The organism is Thermosynechococcus sp. QKsg1, assembly GCF_031586415.1.
Classification (GTDB): Bacteria; Cyanobacteriota; Cyanobacteriia; order Thermosynechococcales; family Thermosynechococcaceae; genus Thermosynechococcus.
In genome coordinates this window covers 1,467,800-1,490,289 of record NZ_CP134200.1, presented here as the reverse complement: position 1 = coordinate 1,490,289, position 22,490 = coordinate 1,467,800, and the positions used below count along the sequence as shown (strand labels likewise).

Below are 22,490 nucleotides of genomic sequence, written 5' to 3'. Positions count from 1 at the left end.
GAAATGCGGTTACTCATTGCCAATGATGATGGGGTCTTTGCCCCCGGCATTCGGACGTTAGCAGATACGCTGGCGATCGCTGGCCATGAAGTCGTGGTTGTGTGTCCGGATCGCGAACGCTCTGCTACAGGGCATAGCCTCACGGTCTTTGATCCGATTCGCGCCGAAGTCGTTAGCGATCGCTTTCACCCTAGTATTAAGGCGTGGGCCTGCTCCGGTACCCCCTCCGACTGTGTCAAACTCGCCCTTGGTGCCCTCCTAGAGGCACCCCCAGATTTTGTCGTTTCTGGGATTAACCAAGGCTCCAACCTCGGCACGGATATTCTTTACTCCGGCACGGTGTCTGCTGCCATGGAGGGGGTGATTGAGGGAATTCCCAGTATTGCCATTAGCCTCACCAGTTTCACAGTTCATGACTTTCAGCCAGCCGCTGACTTTGCCAGTCGTCTGCTCAAGGCACTGGAAACCGCCCCCCTGCCCCCAAAGATGCTCCTCAATGTGAATGTGCCGGCTCTGCCTGCCAGTGAAATTGCTGGCGTTGTCATTACACGACAGGGGATTCGCCGCTACCATGACCTGTTCCAGAAGCGCATTGACCCTCGCGGCAAAACCTACTACTGGCTCGCTGGTGAAGTGGTTGAAGAATATCCCCAAGACCCCAATCAAGCCCCCACGGATGTGGAAGCCATTGCCCAAAATCTGATTAGTATCACACCGCTGACCTTTGATCTCACCTACGGCCAAGGGGTTCAGGATTTAACCGAGTGGCTGCGCCAGCCCACTGTACAGCCCCTTTTCAATCTCTAAAACCACCGGTGCATGGTCACTGGGTTTCGCTAACCGCCGAGGGGCAGTATCAATATAACAGTTGCAGGCACAGGCTTTGATGCCAGGGGTAATGTAGAGGTGATCAATGCGCCAGCCGTGATTGCGGCGAAAGGCATTAGTGCGATAATCCCACCAAGAGTAGTGCCCAGGCGCCTCGGTAAAGTGGCGAAAGGCATCGTGGAAGCCAAGGTCGCGAATGGCCGCTAACAGGTTGCGTTCGGCATCGGTGGCTCCCACTTTTGTGGCGCGATCGCTGGCATCAAAAAGGTCTTTATCTTCTGGGGCAATATTAAAATCACCACAGAGAATCACCTCCCCTTGGGCAGTGAGCTGCTCGAGATAGACATGGAGGGTTTTTAACCAGTGCAGCTTGTAGTGGTATTTCTCACTGTCGTACTCTCCGCCGTTGGGAATATAGACATTTACCAAGGTGACATCAGGGGCTAATTGGGCGCGAATCAGTCGTTTTTGCGTATCCAACTCACTGTGACTGGGTAATTGGGGGGCAAAGCCTGCTTCTACGCCCGCAAGGGGCTGACGACTGAGAATGGCCACCCCGTTGTAGGCCTTTTGGCCACTACAATAAACTTGATAGCCACGATCCAGAAAGGGCTGACGCGGGAACTCAGCATCTGTGACTTTGGTCTCTTGAAGACAGAGATAGTCCACTCCAGTGGTGTCTAACCAGTGGCACACATGGTCAAGGCGGGTGCGAATTGAGTTGACGTTCCAAGTAGCAATTTTTGGCATCGGTTGATTTCAGTCAAAGTGATTTGCCCAAACCGTTATAGGGGGCAGCATCGGCACATACTGTAGAAAGTATAGTTGGGGAGTGGCAGCAGTACCCGAAATATGGCTGGGTATGTTTTGGTCTTGGCCGTGATTATTCTTGGGGGCGCGATCGCGACAGTGGGCGATCGCCTAGGCTCAAAAGTGGGCAAAGCCCGATTGAGCTGGTTTAATTTGCGGCCTCGCCAGACGGCTGTCCTGATTACCATTCTCACAGGCAGCTTAATTTCTGCCTCCACCCTTGCCATCCTCTTTGCCCTCAGCCGTGAATTGCGCGATGGCGTGCTGCGCATTGATACGATTCGCCGTCAACAAGCGGCTGCGGAACAAGAACTCGCCGAAACCCGTGCCCAAAAGGATGAAATTGAGGCGGAACTGGCACAATCCCAAATTGAACTGGCCAACATTCGCCAACGCCTTAGTCAAACCAACCAAGTCCTAGAGCAGGCCGTCAATCGTCAAACCCTCACAGAAGCAGAACTCAAGCAACTTCAAGACCGCTACACCCAAGCCCAAAAAGACCTCGAAAACTTTGAAGCCCAAGGGGCACGCCTGCGGCAAGAAATTCAGCGTTTGCAACGGGAGCGACAAGCCATCCAAGGCCGCCTCGAGGATGTGGCTGGCCAAAAAGCAGCCCTAGAAACCGCCATTCGCACGGCTCAACAGCGCCTTGCCGAGGTGGAAGGTCAAAAGGATCGTCTCCAAGCAGAGATTGATCGCATTCAGGATCAACTGGCCGTTGCCAATCAGCAGCAGCAGGTGTTACGGAATCAACAGCGCACGCTTCAGCAGGAAATTGCTGCCCTTGAGGCCAGTCGCCAACGCCTTGAGGAAAACGTGAGCATCCTTTTGCTAGGATTACGGCGGGGGACGATCGCCATTCGCACGGGGCAAGTCTTGGCCTCTGCGGTGATTCAAAATGTCAAAGATTCGGCTCAAGCCACCCAAGTCATTGAAGAACTCCTGCGGCAAGCGCGGCGCAATGCCATTGTCCTGAATAGTCCCCAAAACGTCAAACCAACGGATCAGGTGATTCAAATTACCACCGAAGACGTGAACCGCCTGCGCAGCCAAATTAGTGATGGCCAGCCCTATGTGGTGCGCATTTTAGCTGCAGCCAATTATCTACAGGGAGAAAGCAATATTCTTGTAGTGCCCCAAGTGGCGCGCAATCAGGAGGTTTTCCGCGAGGGTGAGAATCTGGCTACCATTTCCTTGGATCCGAGCCAGATGACCGATGAGCAAATTTTGCAACGCTTGGATCAGTTGTTTACGGTCAGTAATCAGCGGGCGATCGCCTCTGGCGTGCTCCCAGATCCGGTCACTGGCAGTGTTGGCTCCTTTCGCCAAATTGAGCTGGTGAAATTTGTCCTCGACCTCAAAGATCACCAAGGGACGATTGATATTAGCGCGGTCACCCCCACGTCCGTTTATACCGCTGGCCCTCTCACCCTCTCCCTTGTTGCCCGCCAAAATCAGCGAGTGATCCTGCGCAGTGGTTAGGCATCAGCATCATTGCCCACGAATTGGGCTGGATTCATCAAACCGCAGGCTAGGATAGAGGAGATTTTTCTCCGTTCACCATGTAAGGGGTGCCCCCATGAAGCGACTGGTTTCGATTGGTTTTTTGGTGTTCATTCCCCTCTCCATTGCTGCTGAAAAATTGGAATGGGGCGCCCTCACGGTTTTTGTTTTGGCGGCACTGGCGATCGTGCCCTTGGCGATTTGGTTGAGCACCGCAACGGAGGAGGTGGCTCTGGCCACTGGACCAACCATTGGTGGCCTCTTGAATGCCCTCTTTGGCAATGCAACGGAACTGATTATTGCTATTGTGGCGCTGCAAGCGGGTTTAGTGGATATTGTCAAAGCCAGTATTACGGGCACCCTGATGGCGAACCTTTTGCTGGTGATGGGGTTATCCATGCTGCTGGGGGGCATTCGCTACAAGGAGCAATCCTTTGCCCCAGTGGTGGCACGGGTGAATGCTTCCTCGATGACGGTGGCGATCGCCGCGATTCTCCTACCGGCAATGGTCATTTACACCTCCAGCAGTGTGCCGCCAACCGCAATTTCCAAAATGTCAGTCGTGGCCGCAATCATTCTGATTCTGGTCTATGGACTAACGTTACTCTTTTCTTTGAAAACCCACAGCTATCTTTACGATGTCAGCCAGGTGGAACTGGGGGACGAAGCGGGGCACCATGAAAAGCCGAACCTGCCCCTGTGGATCACGGTTCTAATGATTGCCACGATTGGCGTAGCCTTTGAGTCAGAAATTTTTGTCGGCGCAGTTGAAGCAGCAACGGAGGGCTTGGGTCTAACGCCCCTATTTACTGGGGTCATCCTCTTGCCGTTGGTGGGTGGTGCAGCGGAATATGTGACTGCGGTGGGGGTTGCCCTGAAAAACAATATGGATTTGTCCGTGTCCATCGCCTTGGGTTCATCCCTCTTGGTGGCGCTCTTGGTGGCACCTGTGCTGGTGCTGATTGGCCAGTTTATTGGTCAGCCGATGGATTTAAACTTTAGTCTTTTTGAAGTGGTGACGGTGATTATTGCGGTCGTGATTGCTAATGTGATTAGCCTAGATGGCCGCTCCAACTGGCTAGAGGGGGCGCTGCTGTTGGCCACCTATGGGATTCTCGGCACCGCCTTTTTCTTCCATACTTAGGAGAGGCGCTGAATCTGTAGTTGATAGGTCATGGTTGAGGTCACCCCCTGTCCCCGCAGGGCACCTTGAATGGGGGCAGCATCTGCCGGATCAGCGGCAGCCACAAGGGCAATGTGGCGATCGCTCACCGCTAGGCCGTGGGTGGGATCATAGCCGCGCCAGCCTGCCCCCGGCAAATACACTTCTACCCAAGCATGGAGGTGCCGTTCAGGATTATCCAAGTCTCCTTCCTGATAGCCACTGACAAACCGCGCCGCTAAGCCCACAGCCCGACAGGCATGGATAAACAAGACGGCCGTATCGCGACAGGAACCCATTTGTTTTGCCCAAGTCACACAGGGGGGCCAAGGGGCACCGGTTTCACGAATTTGGTGCTGACAGATACGGTAAATTTTGTTATTGAGGTCACTGAGAAATGTGAGGACACTGCCATCGCCACTGGCTAAAATTTGCCAAGCCAATTCATAGGCAACAGGATCCACTGACGGTGATAGATAGGGATGCAGGCTAGTTGCCAGTCGCTGCGGATAGTTAAAAGGGAGGGTGACTGCCCACGAGTCAAGCAGATAGTTAAAGGGGTTGTCGCAATAGGTTTCTACTTCAGAGGTGACCTGAATCATCAGGGAGGTGGTGGGCTGTGGTGACCACCAGTAGCGTTGAATGTGATTGCCATGGACATCGAGGACAGTACTTTGGCCTTGGGGAGTTGGTAAAATTTGGAGGGAGAGCGATCGCAGGCGTTGGTGGCCATCACTACGCGGGATCAAGCGTAAATCATGGGGGGCAAGGGCAACAGGGGCGCTGTAGGTGTAGGTAGTTTGATGATAAATGCGATATTCCATTTCATATCTAAAAGGAAGCCGCCCGAACCAATAACTGTCCAGGCGGGGTGTGGTGTGAGGAGTGAACGGAAACGTGCGTCTCCGCTATTTCTATTGTAGGGGACAGTTTCCAAATTGCCATAAGTAAATGGCGCAAAAAGATCAAATCTTTAGACCACACCCTAGATCCTCTCACTACCAAAGCAAAAAGAGTCAAGAACAGATCCTGACTCCTCAATAAAACAGACGTTTGTAAAAAAACAGCCTAACGAGTCGTGGCTGCCATTTTCTCTTCTGCAAGTTCCCTTAGGCTAGGGAATAAAAAGTGGTTTTCTTCAACGTACTGCGCACCAAACAAGCCCTTTTCTGCCCAGAAGTAGCGATCGGTGGTGTGCTCATTCCGCTTAACAAGAAGTAAAGCGGGTGGGGTGATCCCCTTGGCTTGAATAAATTTTCGTGCCGCTGTCACAGGTTTATCTTCGCCACTTTCGATGCTATATTGAGGTACGCACTCAAGGATTTTGCGTCCTTCGAGACGCCGCCGGCTCTTCCGCTTCCGTCTTCTGGCCAAGTTGCCTTACCTCCTTTGCCTTCAAAGAACTGTTATTGAGTTTACAAAAGTCGCCCTTTAGTATATCTGGTGTATTCTAGAATTTCAACTTTCCTTAATTTATCGAAACACGATTTATTGACGGGACAACGATCCCCAGCTTAGGATCAACGCTTTGCTGATCCCAGTGCCCCCACTATAGCAAATTGTGCCACTTGAGAAAGTGGTTCCTTCCATTTGCCCCACAGCCAATGGGCTACCCTAGAGAACGACTGTCTAAGCTGCTGAACCCCTATGATGATCCAACGCTTAGTGCAACGGGTGCTCGAAACCCAAGTGTTAACCTCAGCCATTGAAAACCAAATTTCCCAACTGTTGTGGAAGCGGGAATATGACGGTGATGACATGGCGGCTCTTGGGGAATTGCTCGATGCCCTAGAGGCCAAGAAAATTCAAACCCAACAGTAGGTGCTGCGGTCTCTCCTGCAACTTCTGATCCTTGCCCTCAGCTACGGTGCCTTAGCCCTTGGGGGGGTGCCGGGGCTATGTATGAATCGCGCAACGATCGCCCTTGTGAGTGCGGCTCTTTTGATTGCCTTAGGGGCGATTGATCTACCCACTGCATGGCAAGCCATTGATCCCCAAGCCATCGTGTTCTTGCTCAGCATGATGATTGTCAATGCTTATCTGGGCTTGAGCGGCTTTTTTCAAATAGCGATGGTGACGGTGGTGCGCTTTAGTGGCAGTCCCTTGGGGTTGTTGGTGTTTCTCGCTGTGGCGACGGGAATGCTATCGGCGGTCTTTCTGAATGATACCCTTGCCCTTGTGACGACGCCTTTAACCCTGCGCATTACCCATGTCTTGGGCTTAAATCCAGTGCCCTATCTGCTAGCGATCGCAGCGGCAACGAATATCGGTTCTGTAGCCACCCTCAGCGGCAACCCCCAAAATATCCTCGTGGGATCGTTTTCCGAGTTAGGATATCTGCCGTTTGCCCAAGTGATGGTTCCCGTCGCAGTGCTGGGGTTAGGGCTGCAAGTGGTTTGGTTGGGGTGGCTCTATCCGGAGGTGCGATCGCGCCAACCCTGTACATTGGCTACGCTCCAACCGGTGCAGGTGCAAAAAGGGTTACTCCATAAGACACTGATTGTCTCTGGGCTGATGTTTTTGGCCTTTCTGCTCGGCTTTCCCTTGGCAGAATCCTCTCTTTTGGCGGCAGCAGCTTTACTGGTCACCCGTCGGGTGAAGCCAGAGCGCATCCTTGCTCAGGTGGATTGGTCACTATTGGTTCTGTTTGCGGGTCTGTTTATTCTTACCCGCTGTATTCAAAACTTTGATTTATTAGCCGTTTTGCGCCCTTGGGCGAATCAGCCCTTGCCCCTCGTGGTGATTACAGCACTGCTGTCAAATTTAATTTCTAACGTGCCCACGGTGCTGCTGCTCGCACAGTTTATCCCCAAAGGTGCCGATCAACTCTGGTACCTACTGGCAGCCACAAGTACCCTCGCGGGCAATCTTACGCTTTTTGGTGCTGTGGCTAATTTAATTACCGTTGAGGCCGCTGCTAGCTCAGGACAGCGGTTTTCCTTTTGGCAGCACTTGCGCTTTGGTGCACCGCTCACAGTGTTGACGCTGGCAATCGCCTACGTTTGGATCGTGAGTCAGACCTAGGGGCTAAAGGTTGGGGTCGTTGCTCCAGAGGCACTCTCAAAGTAGGCCACATCAGACATAATGACAGGCGCATCGGATTCAGGAATGGGCTGCCCTTGACTGAGATAGCCGACACAGCCATTCATCAGGCTATAGACAAAAATCACACCTCCCGCTGAGATGGCCACGAGGCCACTGGCCAGCAGTAAGGAAAAATCCCGGAGGCGGTAGGCACCGTGGAGGAGTCGCACCGACCACAGCACCAATGCCAGTACCAGTAGAAGTAAGATAGCCATATGTAAACTATCTTAACAACTCTCAGGATTTTCCTCATCAATCTTTAGATTCTTCTAATGAATTCTTGCTAGCACAGTGCCCGTGTTCGCTCTATGGTGCAGGTGAGGTTGGCGCCATACTGACCCACATGAGTAATTTCAGGCGTGTAGGCCTCTAGCACCCGTCCTGTGCGATCGCACATCGTTAGGACGTAATCACAGTGGGGACACTGGGTGTGACTCACGGAGCCATAGCGTTGGCGAAGGGCTAATTTACCACAGTGAGGACAGTGAATCGTTTGCATGGTAACCATAGTTAAATAATCCTTAAATTCTTTTTGATGGACATGAACTTGTGATAAAAGGCGCTGCGCAAACTTGCGTTTCAAAATAACAAGACCAAAGAAATAGTATTGCGCAACATTAAGGCAATTTATGAGAGAGGACATTTTTTATTATGGATGGATTTCCCAGAGATGGCAATGATCCCAATGTTAAAAAATATGCTAATCTAGCGGGGATCAACGAATTCCATAAGTAGCCTAAGAGAAAACTTTTTCTTTTTTCTGAGAAGTGATTGACTTTTATAACACTCCTTTTCACAAGGATTAAACAGAACCACAATAGGCAAAACGGCATCATGGGCACCCCGCATTTTAGAAAAGGGCTGTAATCTGAAGAAAGGATTAAGAAATGTATGAGGGTTGGGGGTAAATAGGTTGAGTTTGAGTTTCTTTGGTGCACTCATGGTGAGTTCACTCCAGCCAGCAACAGCACAGGGTTCGCTACAAGTGGTTTATCCGCCGCGAGAGCACACCACCAGTGCCCCTCAGATTTTCTTTATTGGCACAGCACCGCCACAGGTCGTGGTGACGCTCAATGGTCGAGTGATTGGCGATCGCTCGCCAGCGGGACACTTTGCCCCCAGGCTTCCCCTGCAACCCGGATTGAATCACATCACCCTCCAAGCTGGAGATCAGCGCCTTGACTTTGCCATCACCCGCACGGTGCCCCAAGTACCGACCACCCTACAACCCCTAGAGCCAACAGCCGATTTAGTGCGCCTAGCCAATGAAATTGTTTGCTTTACTGCTGCTGCCCCCAGCGATCGCGCCGTGCAAGTCCAAGTGGGCCAGCGCATTCTGCCCCTAGAACCCCTACCGCCCCAAGTGCAACTGCCCTCTAATCTGGCTGCGCTGATTCATCAAGCGGATGTGGTTACTGCTCGCCCTTCTCTCTATCGCAATTGCCTCCAGCTCACCGAAGTGGGCGACTATGGCCCGATTCAATGGCAATTAGGAAACCAACGCCAACTGGGTGCCCGCATTCGTGTGGCTGAGCCAACGCAATTACCTGTTGTTGAAGTCACCCGCTCCCTTGGGGGGGTGGCACGCACAGGTCCTAGCACTGACTATTCCCGGCTGACGCCCTTGCCAGTGGGAACACGCGCACGGGTACGCGGACAAACGGGGGATTGGCTGCATTTGGACTATGGGGGTTGGATCCGCGCCAATGAAGTGCGGTTCCTCTCCAGTGCTCTGCCGACAACAGCCACCATCCGCAGTATTACCAGCCGTCAGCTTGCGGGTTGGACAGAAATCAGCTTTCCTTTGGATGTGCCCGTACCGATTTCGATTCAGCAGGGCGATCGCCAGTTCACCCTGACGCTCCACAACACGATTCCCCAAACCGACATCATTCGCCTCAATGCCGATCCCGTCATCCAGCGCCTGGACTGGTACCCCCTTGATCAAGACCGGGTGGAGTATCGCTTGACGCTGCATCATCGCCAACAGTGGGGCTATCGCGTGGCCTATGAGGGCAATCGACTAGTGCTGCAACTGCGTCATCCACCCCAACTCCAACGGGGGACACAACCCCTGCGGGGGATTAAAATTCTCCTTGATCCCGGCCATGGCGGGCCTGAGGACTTGGGAGCACGCGGCCCAGATGGTACCCCAGAGAAGGTCGTCACATTGGCACTGGCCCAAAAACTGGCACCCGAGCTAGAACGCCTTGGGGCAACAGTCATTTTGACGCGCACAGAGGATATTGATCTGGACTTGCCCGATCGCCTTCTCGCCATTGAATCAGCCCAACCCACCCTTGCTCTGAGCTTGCACTACAATGCTCTCCCTGATGCTGGCGATGCCCGTAATACCCAAGGGATTGGCGCCTTTTGGTATCATCCCCAAAGCCATGACCTTGCCGTTTTCCTAGAGGGGTATCTCAGTCAGCGACTGCGGCGGCAGCAGTATGGTGTGTTTTGGAATAACCTTGCCCTGACTCGTCCGACAATTGCCCCTGCGGTGCTGCTGGAACTGGGCTTTATGATTCACCCTGAAGAGTTTGAGTGGATTGTTAACCCCCAAGCCCAAGCTGAGCTTGCCCGCACCCTTGCCCAAGGCATTCTGGAGTGGTTACAGCAGGCGACGCGGGATTAATCTTCCAGCAAATGGTGAAGGGCTGCCGCCATCTCGGCGGTGGATGTGGTGGCTGTGCCAAACTGGCGTACGACAATACTGGCAGCCAAATTGCCTAAAACTGCCGCCTCCCAAAGACTGGCACCCGCCACAAGGGCAAGGGTTAAGGCAGCAACAACGGTATCGCCTGCGCCAGTGACATCAAAGACATCCGTACGGTTAAAGGCGGGTAAATGGTAGGGCGCCGCCTCGCGACTAAAGAGACTCATACCAGCATCCCCCCGCGTAATCAGCACATATTTAGCCGCCGTCAACTCCAGCAGGTCTTCCCCAGCTCGCAGTACCTCCGCCTCTGTGCGAATCGGGTAGCCCACCGCTGCCTCTGCTTCTGGCAGGTTTGGCGTAAATAGGAAAGCACCGCGATAGCGAGCTAAATCCCGTTGGGTATCAACAATCGTGCGCTCATGCTCTAGGGCAGCCGCAATCACAGGGGGCGTAAAGACACCATCGCCATAGTCGGAGCAAACCACGGCATCGGCAGTCCCCACCTGCTGACGAATAAAGGCCGCTAGCGCCTCCTGAAGGGCTGGGGCAGGCAGATCATCGGACTTGCGATCCACGCGCACAATTTGCTGCGTCACCGACTGGCGAGCATGGCCAGAAATACGGGTTTTCGTCACGGTGGGGCGATCGCGATCCCTAAAAATTCCTTGGGTATCAATTCCTGCCCTTTGAAAAATCTCACACAGGGCTTGCCCTTGAGAATCCTCACCCACCAGACCCACCGCCTGCACCTGAGCACCCAACTTGGCCAAATTGTAGATGGCATTGGCACCGCCGCCGGGCACTTGGCGGGTAAACTCATGGCGCAAAATCAGAACAGGGGCTTCCCGCGAGAGGCGTTCCACCTGACCCGTGAGGAATTCATCGAGGGTGAGATCCCCCACCACCAGTACCCGTGCTGAGGAAAAGGACTCCAAAAAGTGTAGGAGTCGCCCTTGGGACGATTGCAATTGCTGGCGCAGGTCGGGTGGTAACATTTGGCTTTGCCTCAATTCCCGCTGATCCAGAATACTCCTGTGGGGGGACGTTGATGTGGCAGCAAAGGTTCATAGAGGTGCTATAGTCCAGAGAGAGTGAATAAATGTTAAGAATCGTCTCCTGCATAGCTCAGGAGATCGACTAGAAAATAATGAGTGTTGGTGTGGCGTGAGGAATCAACCATGACTGGGCAGCAGCCGATTCGGTTCGGCACCGATGGCATTCGTGGGCGGGCGGGGGAGTTGCTAACCCCCAACTTGGCCTTGAGCTTGGGATATTGGGTGGGAGAAGTGCTGCGACAAAGGACGGATGCACCCCAAGGCCCTTTTGTCATTGGTCAAGATTCCCGCAACTCCAGTGATATGTTGGCCACAGCCTTGGCCGCAGGGTTAACCGCCGCTGGTTTTGAAGTGTGGAATGTAGGCTTGTGCCCGACTCCCTGTATTGCCTATTTGACCGCCACCACAGAGGCGATGGGCGGCGCCATGATTTCCGCCAGTCACAATCCCCCCGCCGATAACGGCATTAAAATTTTTGGCAGCGATGGCAGCAAGCTCAGCCCTGATCTGCAAAAAGAAATTGAAGCCCACCTAAATGCTGGCCTATCCTTGCCCCATACGGAGCACTGGGGGCATTTGCATCATCGTCCCGAATTGCTGCAGCGCTATCGCCATGCGGTGCAAGCCCCCCTTGAGGATCGTCAGCCCCTGCAGGGACTGCGGGTGGTGTTAGATTTGGCTTGGGGATCTGCGGTGGCGGTGGCACCGACGGTGTTCCATGCCCTAGGGGCTGAGGTGATTGCTCTCCACGATCGCGCCGATGGCAATCGCATTAATGTCAACTGCGGTTCCACCCATTTAGAACCATTACAACAGGCTGTCCGTGAAACCCGTGCCGCTATGGGGTTTGCCTTTGATGGCGATGCCGATCGCGTGCTGGCGGTGGATAGTCAAGGACGGGTGGTTGATGGCGATCACATTCTCTACTTCTGGGGACAACGGCTTCAGTCGCAGGCACAACTCCCTAAGGATTTGATTGTCGCCACTGTGATGTCGAATCTCGGCTTTGAGCGAGCTTGGCAAGCGCGGGGTGGACAACTGGTGCGGGCAGCAGTGGGCGATCAATACGTCCATGCAGAGATGCTGCGCCACGGTGCCATGCTAGGGGGAGAACAGTCGGGACATATCCTCTGCCGTCACTATGGTGTGGGGGGGGATGGCTTGCTCACAGCGGTTCATTTAGCGACCCTAGTTCAGGATTCCCGTCTATCCTTGGCACAACTGCGAGACCAAAGTTTTACCGCCTACCCGCAAATTCTCCGCAATGTCCGTGTTGACGATCGGCAGCGGCGGCTCCACTGGCAGGAGTGTGAACCTCTGCAGCAGATGATTGCCAAGGCTCAACTGGATATGGGCGATCGCGGGCGAGTCTTGGTACGTGCCTCTGGGACAGAACCCGTTATCCGTGTCATGGTGGAAGCCGAGCAGCAAAGTGTTGCTGATTATTGGACAGAGACCTTGGTGCAGACGGTGACCGCTTATTTAGCGGCCTAGGAACAGGCGTCACTAGCTTGTATGATAATTGCCTAGTCGCGCTCTAGCCATTTCCTTGTCAGTCTCGCGTTTTCAAGCTGCCTGTGAGCAGGGTGAGTTTCTCATCACCGCAGAGGTTTGCCCCCCAAAGGGTAGGGATGCCAGTACGATGTTGCGCCAAGCAGCCCATCTCAAGGGGCGGGTTCATGCGGTTAATGTCACCGATGGCAGTCGCGCTGTGTTGCGCATGAGTTCTTGGGCAGCCGCCTATTTGTTGCAACAGCAGGGGTTTGAACCCATTTGCCAGATCGCCTGTCGCGATCGCAACCGCATTGCCCTACAGGCCGATCTTATGGGCATTGCTGCTCTAGGTTTGCACAACATTTTGGCACTCACAGGAGACCCGGTCAAAGCTGGCGATCATCCCCAAGCCAAGCCCGTTTTTGATTTAGAGTCTGTACGTCTATTGCGCATTATTGGCCAACTGAATCAAGGGGTGGATAGCGAGGATCGTCCCCTACCCGATGGCGCCACTCAATTTTTTGCTGGCGCTGCGGTTGATCCTCAGTCTGCCAGTTGGTCAGGACTGCAACAACGGTTTGAACGCAAATTGGCAGCGGGTGCTCAATTTTTCCAAACGCAGTTAATTACCGATTTTGAGCGGCTAGCCAAGTTTATGGATCAGATTGCCGCTGGCTGTGGGCGACCCATTCTTGCTGGAATTTTTCTCCTCAAGTCGGCCAAAAATGCCCTGTTTATCAATCGCGCCGTGCCGGGGGCTTCGATTCCGCAGCACCTTATCGATCGCCTTGCCGCTGCCGCTGATCCCCTCGATGAAGGGATAACTATTGCTGCCGAGCAAGTGCAACAGGCACGGGAACTCTGTCAGGGAGTGCATTTAATGGCGGTGCGCCGTGAGGATTTGATTCCGGAAATTCTCAACCGAGCGGGAATTGCTCCCCTTAGCGCGTCACCTGCACCCCGCGCCAAAACGCCACATAGCCTTTGATATTGGCTGCCGCCGGCTTGGGATCGGGGTAGTACCACGCAGCATCACGATTCACCTCACCATTGACAACAACGTGGTAGTAGCTGGCTGTGCCTTTCCAACCACAAACGGTGTGGGTATCGCTGGGCTGAAAATAGGCCGGATTGAGTGCCTCTGGCGGAAAATAAACATTGCCTTCGACCAACTCATAGCGATCGCTCTCGGCCAAGGTTGCGCCTTTCCAAACTGCTTTTGCCATTGCTTTTTTTCTCAGTCGCTCCCCTTCTTAAGATAAAACAGGTGCTGTCAGCGGGGTAGGCACGTTGGGGCGATCGCAAAGAATTTGACCGTCACGAAACTGAATAATGCGGTGCGTGACAGCCGCCACATCGGGTTCATGGGTCACCATAATTACCGTCATGCCGGCCGCATTGAGTTGCCCAAAGATAGCAAGAATTTCCGCCGTGGTGTGGCTATCGAGGGCACCGGTGGGTTCATCGGCGAGCAGGAGTAGCGGCTGATTGACAATGGCGCGGGCGATCGCCACCCGTTGTTGCTGCCCTCCCGAGAGTTGATTGGGGCGATTCTCAAGGCGGTGACCCAACCCCACCTGTTCCAATGCAGCGATCGCGCGATCGCGCCGTTCCTTGGGGGGAACTTGGGCATAGACCATGGGTAGCATCACATTTTCCAGTGCCGTTAGCTGCCCCAGCAAGTAAAACTGTTGAAAGACAAAACCAATCTTGGCATTGCGAATATGGGCGAGTTCATCATCACTGAGGTGTGCCACATCTTGGCCATCGAGAAAATAGCGACCAGAGGTCGGGCGATCCAAACAGCCCATAATATTCATCATTGTGGACTTCCCTGACCCCGAAGCCCCCATAATTGCACAGTATTCTCCCCGCTGAATGCTGAGATTCACCTCCCTAAGGGCGTGAACTTCCGTTTCCCCCTGGCCATACACTTTAGAAATCTGTTCTAGGCAAATGAGTGGCGAATCCAGCATTACAATGAGGTGACAAGGCCATTTGCACTCATTCTAAAGCCTTTTTTCATGACCTTGGTGGCGAATAGATGGCGTATGGTAGAACAAACAAGTGAGTGAGGAGAATGAACCATGGGGTGCAAATCATTGCCAAGGCTACACAACACCGTCATCACGCTGGCGATCGCCAGTGGATTCACCCTTGGGGCAACACTGATGGTACCCCGCTCGGCCACTGCTCAGACCCTGCCCACCAGCCCCATGCCCCCCCATGCCCACCCTTTTACAACCATCAACCCCCTTGAGGACTACCGCCTAGGCCCAGGGGATGTGTTGTTCATTGAAGTGGTCAACCTGCCACCAACAGTTACTAATCAACGAGAATTTACCGTTAATCTTGATGGCTCAGTCGCTCTACCGTTGGCAGGACGGGTAATGGTGGGCGGCTTAACTCTCCCCCAAGCGGAGCAGGTGATTCTGAACGCCTATAGTAAAGTCATGCGCTTTCCAGCAGTAACGGTTACATTGCAGACGCCGCGCCCCATGAAGATTTTGGTGGCAGGTGAGGTGAGCCGTCCAGGCTCCTATGTTGTTCCTTTTACTTCTGTATCAGCTTCTGCCCCCGGTATCGGCCTTTCCGGTGGCTTAACATGGCCTCGCCTGAGCCAAGTCCTTGCTCAAAGCGGTGGAATTACCCAAGAGGCCGATATTCGCAACATTGAGATACGCCGCCAACTGGGGAATGGCCAAACAGCCGTAACCAGAATTAATCTTTGGGAGATGATTCAGTCGGGGGATGCGAACCAAGATATCACGCTGCGCAGTGATGATGTGATTGTGGTGCCCAAGGCGAAGGAAGTGAATGCGGCTGAAGCCGTACGGGTGGCCTCGGCAACGTTTTCGCCACAGGTGATTCGGGTGCAGGTTGTGGGCGAAGTATTGCGACCGGGCTTGGTCGAAGTGCCAGCCAATGCCACGCTCACTCAGGGAATTGGGGCGGCTGGCGGATTCAATGTGCAACGTGCCAATATGTCTAGGGTGACGCTGGTGCGGCTGAATCGCGATGGCACAGTCAGTCGGCGACGGATTCCCTTTAGCTTGGCGGCTCAACCCAATGCCAACAATAATCCTGTGTTGCAACAGGGGGATGTGATTGTGGTGGAACGGTCAGGGCTAACGCAGGTGGGGGATACGATTGGGAATGCCCTGCGGCCGATCGGCGCCTTAGGAACCTTAGGAGTGTTCCTCAACTTAGTTAACATATTTGATTAGGAATGGCGTACTACTGATGTCGCTCCCACAAAAGATACCCAATTTACGGGTCGTTGATCGCGAAGTGCGTCCTGCGGGCGATCGCCAGCGAAATCCATCACGGTTCAGCACCAGAAAAAGTTCTAACAAGGGTGGGCTGCAAGCTTTTAGCGATCGCTGTCGGCGACGGTGGCGACTACTGTCAGGAACGGTTTTACTCTCATTCTTGGTCATGGGGGGGTATGTTTTCTGGCAACCCGAAATGTACGAGGCCTATTTTCGCCTCCTGATGGAACCAGTGAAGGAACCACAGCCTGCGCCAACCCTGACCCCCCGTGATGGCATTGCCAGTACCCTCCCCTCCCCGCCGCCAACCACACCCCCTCCAGTGGATGTGGGGGCACAGATTCTCGTTCTAGAAAGTGACAAAGTACTGGCACCCATTGCCCAGAAACTACAACAGCAGTATCCCCATCTGACCACGCGGGTCTTAGCTGAGCATCTGGAAATTCGACCAGTGGTTAGTTCCGCCACAGAGCAACTGCCGACCCAAACAAAAGTGCTAGAAGTGGCCTATCGCGATCGCCAGCCAGAAATCGTGACCGCAGTATTAAAGGCCGTGGCAGAGGCGTTTGTTGACTACAGTCAGCGCGATCGCCAAGAACAACTCAATCGCACCCTAGAGCAACTGGACAAAGACATCAATCAGCACCTTACAGAATTAGAGCAACTCCAGCAGCAACTCCAAGCCAGCCAACCCCAAGGCACGAGCCTGCAACCCTCAGAACAACTGCGCTTTTTAACAGAACAGTATCGCCAAATCCATAGCCTGCGCCAAGCGGCTCGCCTGAAGGCCGTGGAAGCCTACGGTCGTTTTCAAGGGTTTCAAGAACAACTCAAGATGACACCCGCCGAAGCCCTAGCAGCAGCGAATTTAAGTACCTCCCCTGCTTATCAGCAACAACTGGCACGCATTCAAGAACTGGATCAAGAAATTGCCAAGAATCTAGCCATTTTTCGGGAAGGGACACCCGTTATCCAAGCTCTTGAGGAACAGCGGCGAGTTTTGGTGGAGCAATTGCAGGCGATCGCCCGCCAAGTGATTGGTGAGCAATATCAAGTGGACAACCCCACGGCTCTGGGCTTTCAGGGAACAGTGTCACAAACGCTGATTACCAACTACATTACGGCGTGGATTGAATACGAAAACCAGCGGCGCTATGACGCCGAATTGGCTGCCCCTCAAAGGACAGTTGCCCAACAATTACAACAACTGAGTAGCCAACTCCCCGCCATTGATCGCCTTGAACATCGGATTCGGACGGCCAACCTCTCCCTCGAGATGCTCAATCAAGCCCGACAGGCAGTGCAACTACAACTAGCACAGAATAACTTTGCTTGGCAGGTGTTGACGGATTTAGAGAATCCCGCTGTCCAACCCACCTTCCCACGCTTACTGCTGTTGGTGCTAGGGGCGATCGCCAGCCTTGTGTTGGGGGTTCTGGCTACTTATGTTGCAGATGCAGCCGCCAATACGTTTGTCAGTCCAGCCCAAGTGGAAGATGCCCTCGGCTTGCCCCTCCTTGGCAAAATTCCCAAGGCAACCCCCCAAACTAACCTCCGCCTAGAGCGCGTGGTGAAGGGCAATTCAGGGCTGTGGCAGGTGACTCAAGTCCTACCCTCTGTCGGGGAATGGGTGAAGTTTCAGGAAGCCTTTCACCATGTGTTTGCCAACCTCCAGGCCGTGGGTTTGGGGCATTCGTTAGCCGTGATTTCAGCCCTACCCACCGATGGGCGCACCACCGTTGCTCTGCATCTTGCCCTTGCTGCCGCAGGCACGGGTCAGCGGGTTCTGCTGATTGATGGGGATTTACGGCGACCCCAGATTCACCGCTATCTCGGCCTGACGAATGAACAGGGCTTGGCAGATTGGTTAATTCATCGGCGGCACTGGTATAGCGTTGCTCAGGCGCGGCGCGGTCTTGCAATTTTAACCGCTGGTGAGTTGCGGCAACAGCCGATGCGGTTCCTCAGCCAAGACACGCTCAAACAGTTCATGGCTCACCTGCAAAACTATTTTGATCTGGTGATTGTGGATACACCCCCCTTGGCCAACTTTGCTGATGCCAAACTCTGGTCGGGACTGGTGGATCAGACCCTTGTGGTAGTGAATCTGAAGGCACCCCAGCAGCCGGTGCGACTAGCCTTGGCAGATTACAGTTTGGGGAGTAGTAGCGCTCTGGGCGTTGTGGTGAATCTCGCCTAAAGTTAAGCTATTCCTCAAAGAACCAAAGTTCCTTGTTGATACTCTCATCCAGCACTTGGGGGGGGCGTAAGACGAGCAGGAGTTGGCCAAGAATTGGCGCTGTAGGGGGTTCAGGAAACCAAGCCAGTTGGACAGGATCGCTGGCCCTAGGTGCAATCAACAGATAGCGATCGCGCTCCCATTCTGGAAGACCACGATCCACAATCAGGAGCACTTGTTCAATGGGGAGTCCCTCAGGCGTGGGCGGTAATTCTGTGGGTAGGTCTGCCACTGGCCAAAGCACCCCGACTGGGTCAACAGCATTCAGGAGAACCTGCCAACTGGGGAGAGCCACTAGGGTCATGGGTTGAGGAACAGCGACTAATTGAAAAGCACCTGTAGAAGTTAACTGCGGTACTTGATTAAAGGCTGCAGCAGCGAGGGGGGCTGTTCCTGCCATGGGAACGAGGTAGGGCAGGTCTTCAGCGGAATCCAAGCGGTAAAGGGGGAGTCGAGGTTGGCTAGCAGCGGGAACCACGGTCAAGTCCGTCAGCAGTTTCTCAAGCGCTTGGCGACCTGTGGCGGATTCAACAAAGCGAAAGCCCTGAGCAATAAGGCGCGATCGCTGGGCTAAATCGCGTTGCTGCCGCGCCAGTTGCCAATAGTAGCGACCAATGCGATCGCCCACACTCTCACCAAAACCTGCACTGTCATCCTTTTGATAGCTCACGGCCTTGAGGGCACGGCAGACCTCATGAACCGCAGTGACATCCAGTTGTTTCTCAACAATGAGGGTGGCTGCTGCAAGGCGATCGCCCGCTGATAAGACCCGCAGTTCATAGAGCAGATCGCTGCCCCGCGTTTGAAAATAGGCACGCACAGATTCAGGGGCTTCCCGTAGGCTCTGACTCACTTGCAGGGCAATGATCAGTTGATTTTGGTGAATGGGTTCAATGCCCGTGGCCTCAAAAATCGCTTGGGGAGATAGCCCTTGTTTTTGCAGTTGCTGGCATCCGGCCCCCCAATCCTGCCAAGTGCCCTCCTTGCGGCGTAGGCGTTGCAGCACTTCCGTTGTCAGGGCATCCTGTTCTTGGCTCATTTAATCACCTCCTATTGACAGGGAAGCATGCTATACAATTGCCTAAGATTGCTAGCGATCGCGCACCGTTGTCCCTTGGCGTTGAATGGCCAGCACCTCCACCCGTGCCTGCACATCAAACTTTGCCCAAGTCTCCTTGAGGGCAGTGGCAATGGCGGAAGCGGTAACGGGATCCCCAAGGGCTAAAAGCGTGGGGCCTGCGCCACTAATGACCAAACCGTGGGCACCCGCCTCAAGAGCCGCCCTGTGGAGGTCGGTATAGCCTTTGATCAGACTTTGGCGGTAGGGTTGATGCAGGCGATCGCCCAAGGCCAGTTGCAGCCACTCCCGTTGACCCGTTTCCAAACCCCGCAGCAGAGCACCAAGGTGACTGATATTAAAAACTGCATCACCGTAGGTACAGTGGGGAGGTAGCACTTGCCGCGCTGTTTCCGTGGCTAGCTCAAAGTCTGGAATCGCCACAATCGGCACCACATCCTGATCCCAAGGAATTTCTAGCCAATGCCATCCCCCTGCACTCCCTTGGACAGCAAGACGACAGCCCCCTAGCAAGGCCGGCACCACATTATCGGGGTGGCCTTCCATTTCAATGGCCAATTCTAGAACCTCGGTATGACTGAGGGGAAAGCCCGCCAGCCGATTTGCCCCTACTAAGCCGCCAATAATTGCGGTCGCTGAACTGCCGAGACCCCGTGCGAGGGGAACCCCCAGATCAATCTCTAAATACACAGGTGGGGCTTCACGCCCTAGATATTGATAGAAACGGTGGTAGGCACGATAGGCCAAATTGTCGGAGCTACTGCTGACACCGCCTGCTTCAGTGCCCCGCACATTGACATGGGGGCGATCGCTCAAGGAAAAGGTAAACGTATTGGTGAGGGTGAGAGCCGCTCCCAGACAATCAAACCCCGGACCCAAATTAGCCGTTGTTGCTGGCACAGTCACCACTGTCATCATCGGTTACACTTCCTCCCCGGTACCAAAGGCGCGATCGCCCGCATCCCCCAAGCCGGGCACAATAAAGCCCTGCTCATTCACTGTCTCATCAATCGTGGCCGCATAGACTTGCACTGCGGGAAAATGGGCACCGAGTTTCTGCAAAGCTGGCGGCGCAGTGACCACGGAAATGATTCGCACCAAGGCTGGGTCAATCCCCCGCTGCACCAATTCCTGCATTGCTGTCATAATTGAACCTCCCGTTGCCAGCATCGGCTCACTAATAAGGACACGGGTTTGCGGGTCAAACTGCGGGGGCAACTTATTGAGATAGCAACTGGGTTCAAGGGTGGCCTCATCCCGCACAATCCCTAAGTGGTACGTCTTTGCTGTGGGTAAGACCCCTTGGGCACCGTCGAGCAAGGCTAAACCCGCCCGCAAAATTGGTACCACCACGACGGGTACTTGCGGATTCACCACCAGCGCTGCACAGGGGGCAAGGGGCGTTTCAACCACTGTTTCCACCGTTGGCAACCATTCCCGCGCCGCCTCATAGGCCAGCCACCGCCCCAGTTCTGTCATTGCCACCCGAAATAAGGGAGTGGGCGTGTTGCGATCGCGAGCCACCGTTAGCCAGTGTTGAATGAGGGGATGAGGGGGGACATAAATGCGCAATTGGGGGGTCACAGTATCGCTCCAATACGTACCCGGCGGGCTTTCCTATTCTCCACTGAAATCGTCCCCTTTAGACACGGCCAAATCGCCGCTGTCGCTGTTGGTAATCCCGGAGCGCCTCATGGAAAGCAGCGCGGTCAAAATCCGGCCAGAGGGTCTTGGTGACGTAAATTTCTGAATAGGCCACCTGCCACAGCAAAAAGTTACTGACGCGCATCTCGCCACTGGTGCGAATCAACAAATCGGGATCCGGTAGGCCGCCCGTGTACAAATGGCGTTCAAAGAGTACTTCATCAATATCGGCGGGGTCAAGGCGTCCCGCTTTCACTTGGGCTGCAATCGAACGGCAAGCGTGGATAATTTCCCGTCGCCCACCATAGTTGGTTGCCACCACAAATTTAATTTTTTGGTTATTGGCCGTAGCGGTCATCGCTCGCTCAATTTCCGCTTGTAGGGAGTTCGGCAAACACGCCAAGTCACCCACAAAGTGAATTTGCACGCCCTCGGCAACCATTTCCGCCAGCTCCCGCCGCAACACTCGCTCAAAGAGGGTCATCAGAAAATCCACCTCCGGCAGGGGGCGCCCCCAGTTTTCTGTGGAGAAGGCGTAGGCGGTCAGGGCTTCAATGCCCCAATCTTTGCAACAGCGCAGCAGATCCTTGAGGGTGTCCACCCCGCGTTGGTGTCCCATAATGCGCGGTAAATTGCGCTGCTTTGCCCAGCGGCCATTGCCATCCATAATCACCGCCACATGGCGAGGTAGGCGATCGCGATCCAAATCAGCGGGTAACTCAATGAGTGACTGGGGCTGTAGCGTCATAGACACATCCTACTGGCGGAAATTAGCGCAGTGGCCATACCGTTTTCCAAAATTTTAAGCTGTGCCGACGTTGACGGGGTTGTGAAGTTCCCGTCCCTTGATCCTGCACATATTGCCGCAACAATTCCCCTAGTTTACTGCTTGTGAGGGGACGTTGAAGCTCCCCCTTAAAGGCAAGGGAAATTGACCCCGTTTCCTCAGAGACCACTACACAGACACAGTGGCTAATGCGTTCGGTAATCCCTAGGGCGGCGCGATGGCGAGTGCCCAACTGCCAAGGCCCCGTGCGATCCGAGAGGGGCAGGATCAACTTTGCCGCAATCACTTCAGCACCCCGCACCCAAATTGCCCCATCGTGCAGGGGGGAACTCACTTGAAAAATTGAGGTAATGAGTTCTGGCGAAAGGCGGGCATTGAGAGCGATCCCTGCATGGGTAAAATCTTGGGGGCTGAGCTTTGTATGGGTTTCCAAGAGAATGAGTGCCCCCGTACGATCCTGAGATAATCCCTTCACGGCCGTCACAATCAAATCAACGGCATCATTGGTGAGACTCGACTCGGCCACGGGCTGCACAAAGCCGAAAAACTGTCCTCGTCCCAACTGTTCCAGAAAAATGCGAATTTCCGATTGTAGAATAACGGCTAAGGCCACCGCAGAGCCAATCACTAAGTTGTGCAGCACAAAGCTCAAAAACTGTAGCTCAATGGCACGACTGAGGGAGGTTGCCAAAAGGAGGAAGATAAAGCCCCGTATCATCCAGAGGGTTCGCCGCTCGGCCACAACCCGCAAAATAGCGTAGGTTAGGGTCAAGACCAAAACCACATCCACGACTGTTCGCACCTTGGCCAGTGTCTCCGAGGACAGCAGCAGCCACGACAAGTTACCTAGGAGGCTTATCATCCCATTGTGC

Annotated in this window: 23 protein-coding genes; 10 read left to right on the top strand and 13 right to left on the bottom strand. The window is 54.1% G+C overall.

Translation table 11 applies throughout. From position 1 onward, the window contains the following. The first annotated feature begins 3 nt into the window (after window positions 1-3). Window positions 4-807 (top strand): 5'/3'-nucleotidase SurE, encoded by an 804-nt coding sequence (gene surE / locus RHP47_RS07455; RefSeq protein WP_286625175.1) that lies wholly within the window; start codon window positions 4-6, stop codon window positions 805-807. On the opposite strand, the gene xth is transcribed toward surE, so the two are convergent. Beyond that, window positions 757-1,578 carry an exodeoxyribonuclease III gene (xth, locus tag RHP47_RS07450; RefSeq protein WP_286625174.1) on the bottom strand — a complete coding sequence of 274 codons (822 nt, stop codon included), beginning with the start codon at window positions 1,576-1,578 and terminating at the stop codon, window positions 757-759. The genes surE and xth overlap by 51 nt on opposite strands. A gap of 102 nt (window positions 1,579-1,680) precedes the next feature. Here xth and RHP47_RS07445 point away from each other — a divergent pair, with 102 nt between their 5' ends. Beyond that, window positions 1,681-3,120: a DUF3084 domain-containing protein gene (locus RHP47_RS07445; protein ID WP_286625173.1), complete on the top strand. Its 1,440-nt coding sequence runs from the start codon at window positions 1,681-1,683 to the stop codon at window positions 3,118-3,120. Window positions 3,121-3,217: 97 nt separating this feature from the next. After that, window positions 3,218-4,285, top strand: coding sequence for a calcium/proton exchanger (gene cax / locus RHP47_RS07440; protein ID WP_149819592.1), 1,068 nt, complete (start codon window positions 3,218-3,220; stop codon window positions 4,283-4,285). Here cax and RHP47_RS07435 read toward each other — a convergent pair. Next, on the bottom strand, window positions 4,282-5,127 hold the full coding sequence (locus tag RHP47_RS07435) for a transglutaminase family protein (protein WP_149819589.1): 846 nt from the start codon (window positions 5,125-5,127) through the stop codon (window positions 4,282-4,284). The two genes, cax and RHP47_RS07435, sit on opposite strands and share 4 nt — an antisense overlap. Before the next feature lie 244 nt (window positions 5,128-5,371). Next, window positions 5,372-5,677 carry a DUF3155 domain-containing protein gene (locus tag RHP47_RS07430; RefSeq protein WP_149819587.1) on the bottom strand — a complete coding sequence of 102 codons (306 nt, stop codon included), beginning with the start codon at window positions 5,675-5,677 and terminating at the stop codon, window positions 5,372-5,374. A gap of 273 nt (window positions 5,678-5,950) precedes the next feature. Here RHP47_RS07430 and RHP47_RS07425 point away from each other — a divergent pair, with 273 nt between their 5' ends. Beyond that, entirely contained in the window at window positions 5,951-6,124 is a 174-nt protein-coding gene (locus RHP47_RS07425) for a hypothetical protein (protein ID WP_149819585.1), read from the top strand. Continuing rightward, entirely contained in the window at window positions 6,125-7,327 is a 1,203-nt protein-coding gene (locus RHP47_RS07420; protein ID WP_286625168.1) for an anion transporter, read from the top strand. Here the strand turns inward: RHP47_RS07420 and RHP47_RS07415 are convergent. Then, entirely contained in the window at window positions 7,324-7,602 is a 279-nt protein-coding gene (locus RHP47_RS07415; RefSeq protein ID WP_149819581.1) for a hypothetical protein, read from the bottom strand. The two genes, RHP47_RS07420 and RHP47_RS07415, sit on opposite strands and share 4 nt — an antisense overlap. A gap of 68 nt (window positions 7,603-7,670) precedes the next feature. Next, a complete protein-coding gene (locus RHP47_RS07410) occupies window positions 7,671-7,895 on the bottom strand; it encodes a replication restart DNA helicase PriA (protein ID WP_149819579.1) in 225 nt (74 codons plus the stop codon). Between the two features lie 432 nt (window positions 7,896-8,327). Here RHP47_RS07410 and RHP47_RS07405 point away from each other — a divergent pair, with 432 nt between their 5' ends. Beyond that, window positions 8,328-10,025 (top strand): N-acetylmuramoyl-L-alanine amidase, encoded by a 1,698-nt coding sequence (locus tag RHP47_RS07405; RefSeq protein ID WP_149819577.1) that lies wholly within the window; start codon window positions 8,328-8,330, stop codon window positions 10,023-10,025. On the opposite strand, the gene rfaE1 is transcribed toward RHP47_RS07405, so the two are convergent. Continuing rightward, window positions 10,022-11,044, bottom strand: coding sequence for a D-glycero-beta-D-manno-heptose-7-phosphate kinase (gene rfaE1, locus RHP47_RS07400; protein WP_286625165.1), 1,023 nt, complete (start codon window positions 11,042-11,044; stop codon window positions 10,022-10,024). The two genes, RHP47_RS07405 and rfaE1, sit on opposite strands and share 4 nt — an antisense overlap. A 183-nt stretch (window positions 11,045-11,227) precedes the next feature. Here rfaE1 and glmM point away from each other — a divergent pair, with 183 nt between their 5' ends. Next, entirely contained in the window at window positions 11,228-12,598 is a 1,371-nt protein-coding gene (glmM, locus tag RHP47_RS07395; protein WP_310840106.1) for a phosphoglucosamine mutase, read from the top strand. A 55-nt stretch (window positions 12,599-12,653) separates the two neighbouring features. Beyond that, entirely contained in the window at window positions 12,654-13,586 is a 933-nt protein-coding gene (locus RHP47_RS07390; protein WP_310840104.1) for a methylenetetrahydrofolate reductase, read from the top strand. Here the strand turns inward: RHP47_RS07390 and RHP47_RS07385 are convergent. Both RHP47_RS07385 and RHP47_RS07380 read right to left on the bottom strand, forming a co-directional pair. Further along, window positions 13,540-13,824, bottom strand: a complete 285-nt coding sequence (locus RHP47_RS07385; RefSeq protein ID WP_149819570.1) for a DUF427 domain-containing protein — start codon at window positions 13,822-13,824, stop codon at window positions 13,540-13,542. The two genes, RHP47_RS07390 and RHP47_RS07385, sit on opposite strands and share 47 nt — an antisense overlap. 27 nt (window positions 13,825-13,851) lie before the next feature. Further along, on the bottom strand, window positions 13,852-14,574 hold the full coding sequence (locus RHP47_RS07380; RefSeq protein WP_310840102.1) for an ABC transporter ATP-binding protein: 723 nt from the start codon (window positions 14,572-14,574) through the stop codon (window positions 13,852-13,854). Window positions 14,575-14,685: 111 nt separating this feature from the next. Between RHP47_RS07380 and RHP47_RS07375 the strand changes: the two genes are divergently transcribed. Both RHP47_RS07375 and RHP47_RS07370 read left to right on the top strand, forming a co-directional pair. Next, on the top strand, window positions 14,686-15,825 hold the full coding sequence (locus RHP47_RS07375) for a polysaccharide biosynthesis/export family protein (protein WP_310840101.1): 1,140 nt from the start codon (window positions 14,686-14,688) through the stop codon (window positions 15,823-15,825). Window positions 15,826-15,841: 16 nt separating this feature from the next. Continuing rightward, window positions 15,842-18,070: a P-loop NTPase gene (locus RHP47_RS07370; protein ID WP_310840099.1), complete on the top strand. Its 2,229-nt coding sequence runs from the start codon at window positions 15,842-15,844 to the stop codon at window positions 18,068-18,070. A 7-nt stretch (window positions 18,071-18,077) separates the two neighbouring features. Here the strand turns inward: RHP47_RS07370 and RHP47_RS07365 are convergent, their stop codons facing one another. Genes RHP47_RS07365 through cdaA form a run of 5 tightly spaced genes read right to left on the bottom strand, consistent with a single transcriptional unit; the run spans window position 18,078 to window position 22,480 of the window. Next, window positions 18,078-19,148: a RuBisCO accumulation factor 1 gene (locus RHP47_RS07365; RefSeq protein ID WP_286625157.1), complete on the bottom strand. Its 1,071-nt coding sequence runs from the start codon at window positions 19,146-19,148 to the stop codon at window positions 18,078-18,080. Between the two features lie 51 nt (window positions 19,149-19,199). Then, window positions 19,200-20,105, bottom strand: a complete 906-nt coding sequence (thrB, locus tag RHP47_RS07360; RefSeq protein WP_310840095.1) for a homoserine kinase — start codon at window positions 20,103-20,105, stop codon at window positions 19,200-19,202. 3 nt (window positions 20,106-20,108) lie between these two features. Beyond that, the gene (upp, locus tag RHP47_RS07355) at window positions 20,109-20,771 is read right to left on the bottom strand and encodes a uracil phosphoribosyltransferase (RefSeq protein ID WP_149819559.1); all 663 of its coding nucleotides are present in this window, start codon (window positions 20,769-20,771) and stop codon (window positions 20,109-20,111) included. 58 nt (window positions 20,772-20,829) lie between these two features. Further along, the gene (gene uppS / locus RHP47_RS07350; RefSeq protein ID WP_190278017.1) at window positions 20,830-21,579 is read right to left on the bottom strand and encodes a polyprenyl diphosphate synthase; all 750 of its coding nucleotides are present in this window, start codon (window positions 21,577-21,579) and stop codon (window positions 20,830-20,832) included. 22 nt (window positions 21,580-21,601) lie between these two features. After that, entirely contained in the window at window positions 21,602-22,480 is an 879-nt protein-coding gene (cdaA, locus tag RHP47_RS07345) for a diadenylate cyclase CdaA (protein WP_310840093.1), read from the bottom strand. Window positions 22,481-22,490 lie beyond the last annotated feature (10 nt).

Bases quoted from the DNA above. Each gene is read 5' to 3' on its own strand.
- uppS (WP_190278017.1), bottom strand. From the start codon at position 21,579: ATGACGCTACAGCCCCAGTCACTCATTGAGTTACCCGCTGATTTGGAT.
- surE (WP_286625175.1), top strand. From the start codon at position 4: ATGCGGTTACTCATTGCCAATGATGATGGGGTCTTTGCCCCCGGCATT.
- RHP47_RS07445 (WP_286625173.1), top strand. From the start codon at position 1,681: ATGGCTGGGTATGTTTTGGTCTTGGCCGTGATTATTCTTGGGGGCGCG.
- RHP47_RS07425 (WP_149819585.1), top strand. From the start codon at position 5,951: ATGATGATCCAACGCTTAGTGCAACGGGTGCTCGAAACCCAAGTGTTA.
- RHP47_RS07370 (WP_310840099.1), top strand. From the start codon at position 15,842: ATGTCGCTCCCACAAAAGATACCCAATTTACGGGTCGTTGATCGCGAA.
- cdaA (WP_310840093.1), bottom strand. From the start codon at position 22,480: ATGATAAGCCTCCTAGGTAACTTGTCGTGGCTGCTGCTGTCCTCGGAG.
- RHP47_RS07435 (WP_149819589.1), bottom strand. From the start codon at position 5,127: ATGGAATATCGCATTTATCATCAAACTACCTACACCTACAGCGCCCCT.
- RHP47_RS07410 (WP_149819579.1), bottom strand. From the start codon at position 7,895: ATGGTTACCATGCAAACGATTCACTGTCCTCACTGTGGTAAATTAGCC.
- xth (WP_286625174.1), bottom strand. From the start codon at position 1,578: ATGCCAAAAATTGCTACTTGGAACGTCAACTCAATTCGCACCCGCCTT.
- RHP47_RS07415 (WP_149819581.1), bottom strand. From the start codon at position 7,602: ATGGCTATCTTACTTCTACTGGTACTGGCATTGGTGCTGTGGTCGGTG.
- RHP47_RS07375 (WP_310840101.1), top strand. From the start codon at position 14,686: ATGGGGTGCAAATCATTGCCAAGGCTACACAACACCGTCATCACGCTG.
- glmM (WP_310840106.1), top strand. From the start codon at position 11,228: ATGACTGGGCAGCAGCCGATTCGGTTCGGCACCGATGGCATTCGTGGG.
- RHP47_RS07365 (WP_286625157.1), bottom strand. From the start codon at position 19,148: ATGAGCCAAGAACAGGATGCCCTGACAACGGAAGTGCTGCAACGCCTA.
- thrB (WP_310840095.1), bottom strand. From the start codon at position 20,105: ATGATGACAGTGGTGACTGTGCCAGCAACAACGGCTAATTTGGGTCCG.
- cax (WP_149819592.1), top strand. From the start codon at position 3,218: ATGAAGCGACTGGTTTCGATTGGTTTTTTGGTGTTCATTCCCCTCTCC.
- RHP47_RS07380 (WP_310840102.1), bottom strand. From the start codon at position 14,574: ATGCTGGATTCGCCACTCATTTGCCTAGAACAGATTTCTAAAGTGTAT.
- RHP47_RS07385 (WP_149819570.1), bottom strand. From the start codon at position 13,824: ATGGCAAAAGCAGTTTGGAAAGGCGCAACCTTGGCCGAGAGCGATCGC.
- rfaE1 (WP_286625165.1), bottom strand. From the start codon at position 11,044: ATGTTACCACCCGACCTGCGCCAGCAATTGCAATCGTCCCAAGGGCGA.
- RHP47_RS07405 (WP_149819577.1), top strand. From the start codon at position 8,328: ATGGTGAGTTCACTCCAGCCAGCAACAGCACAGGGTTCGCTACAAGTG.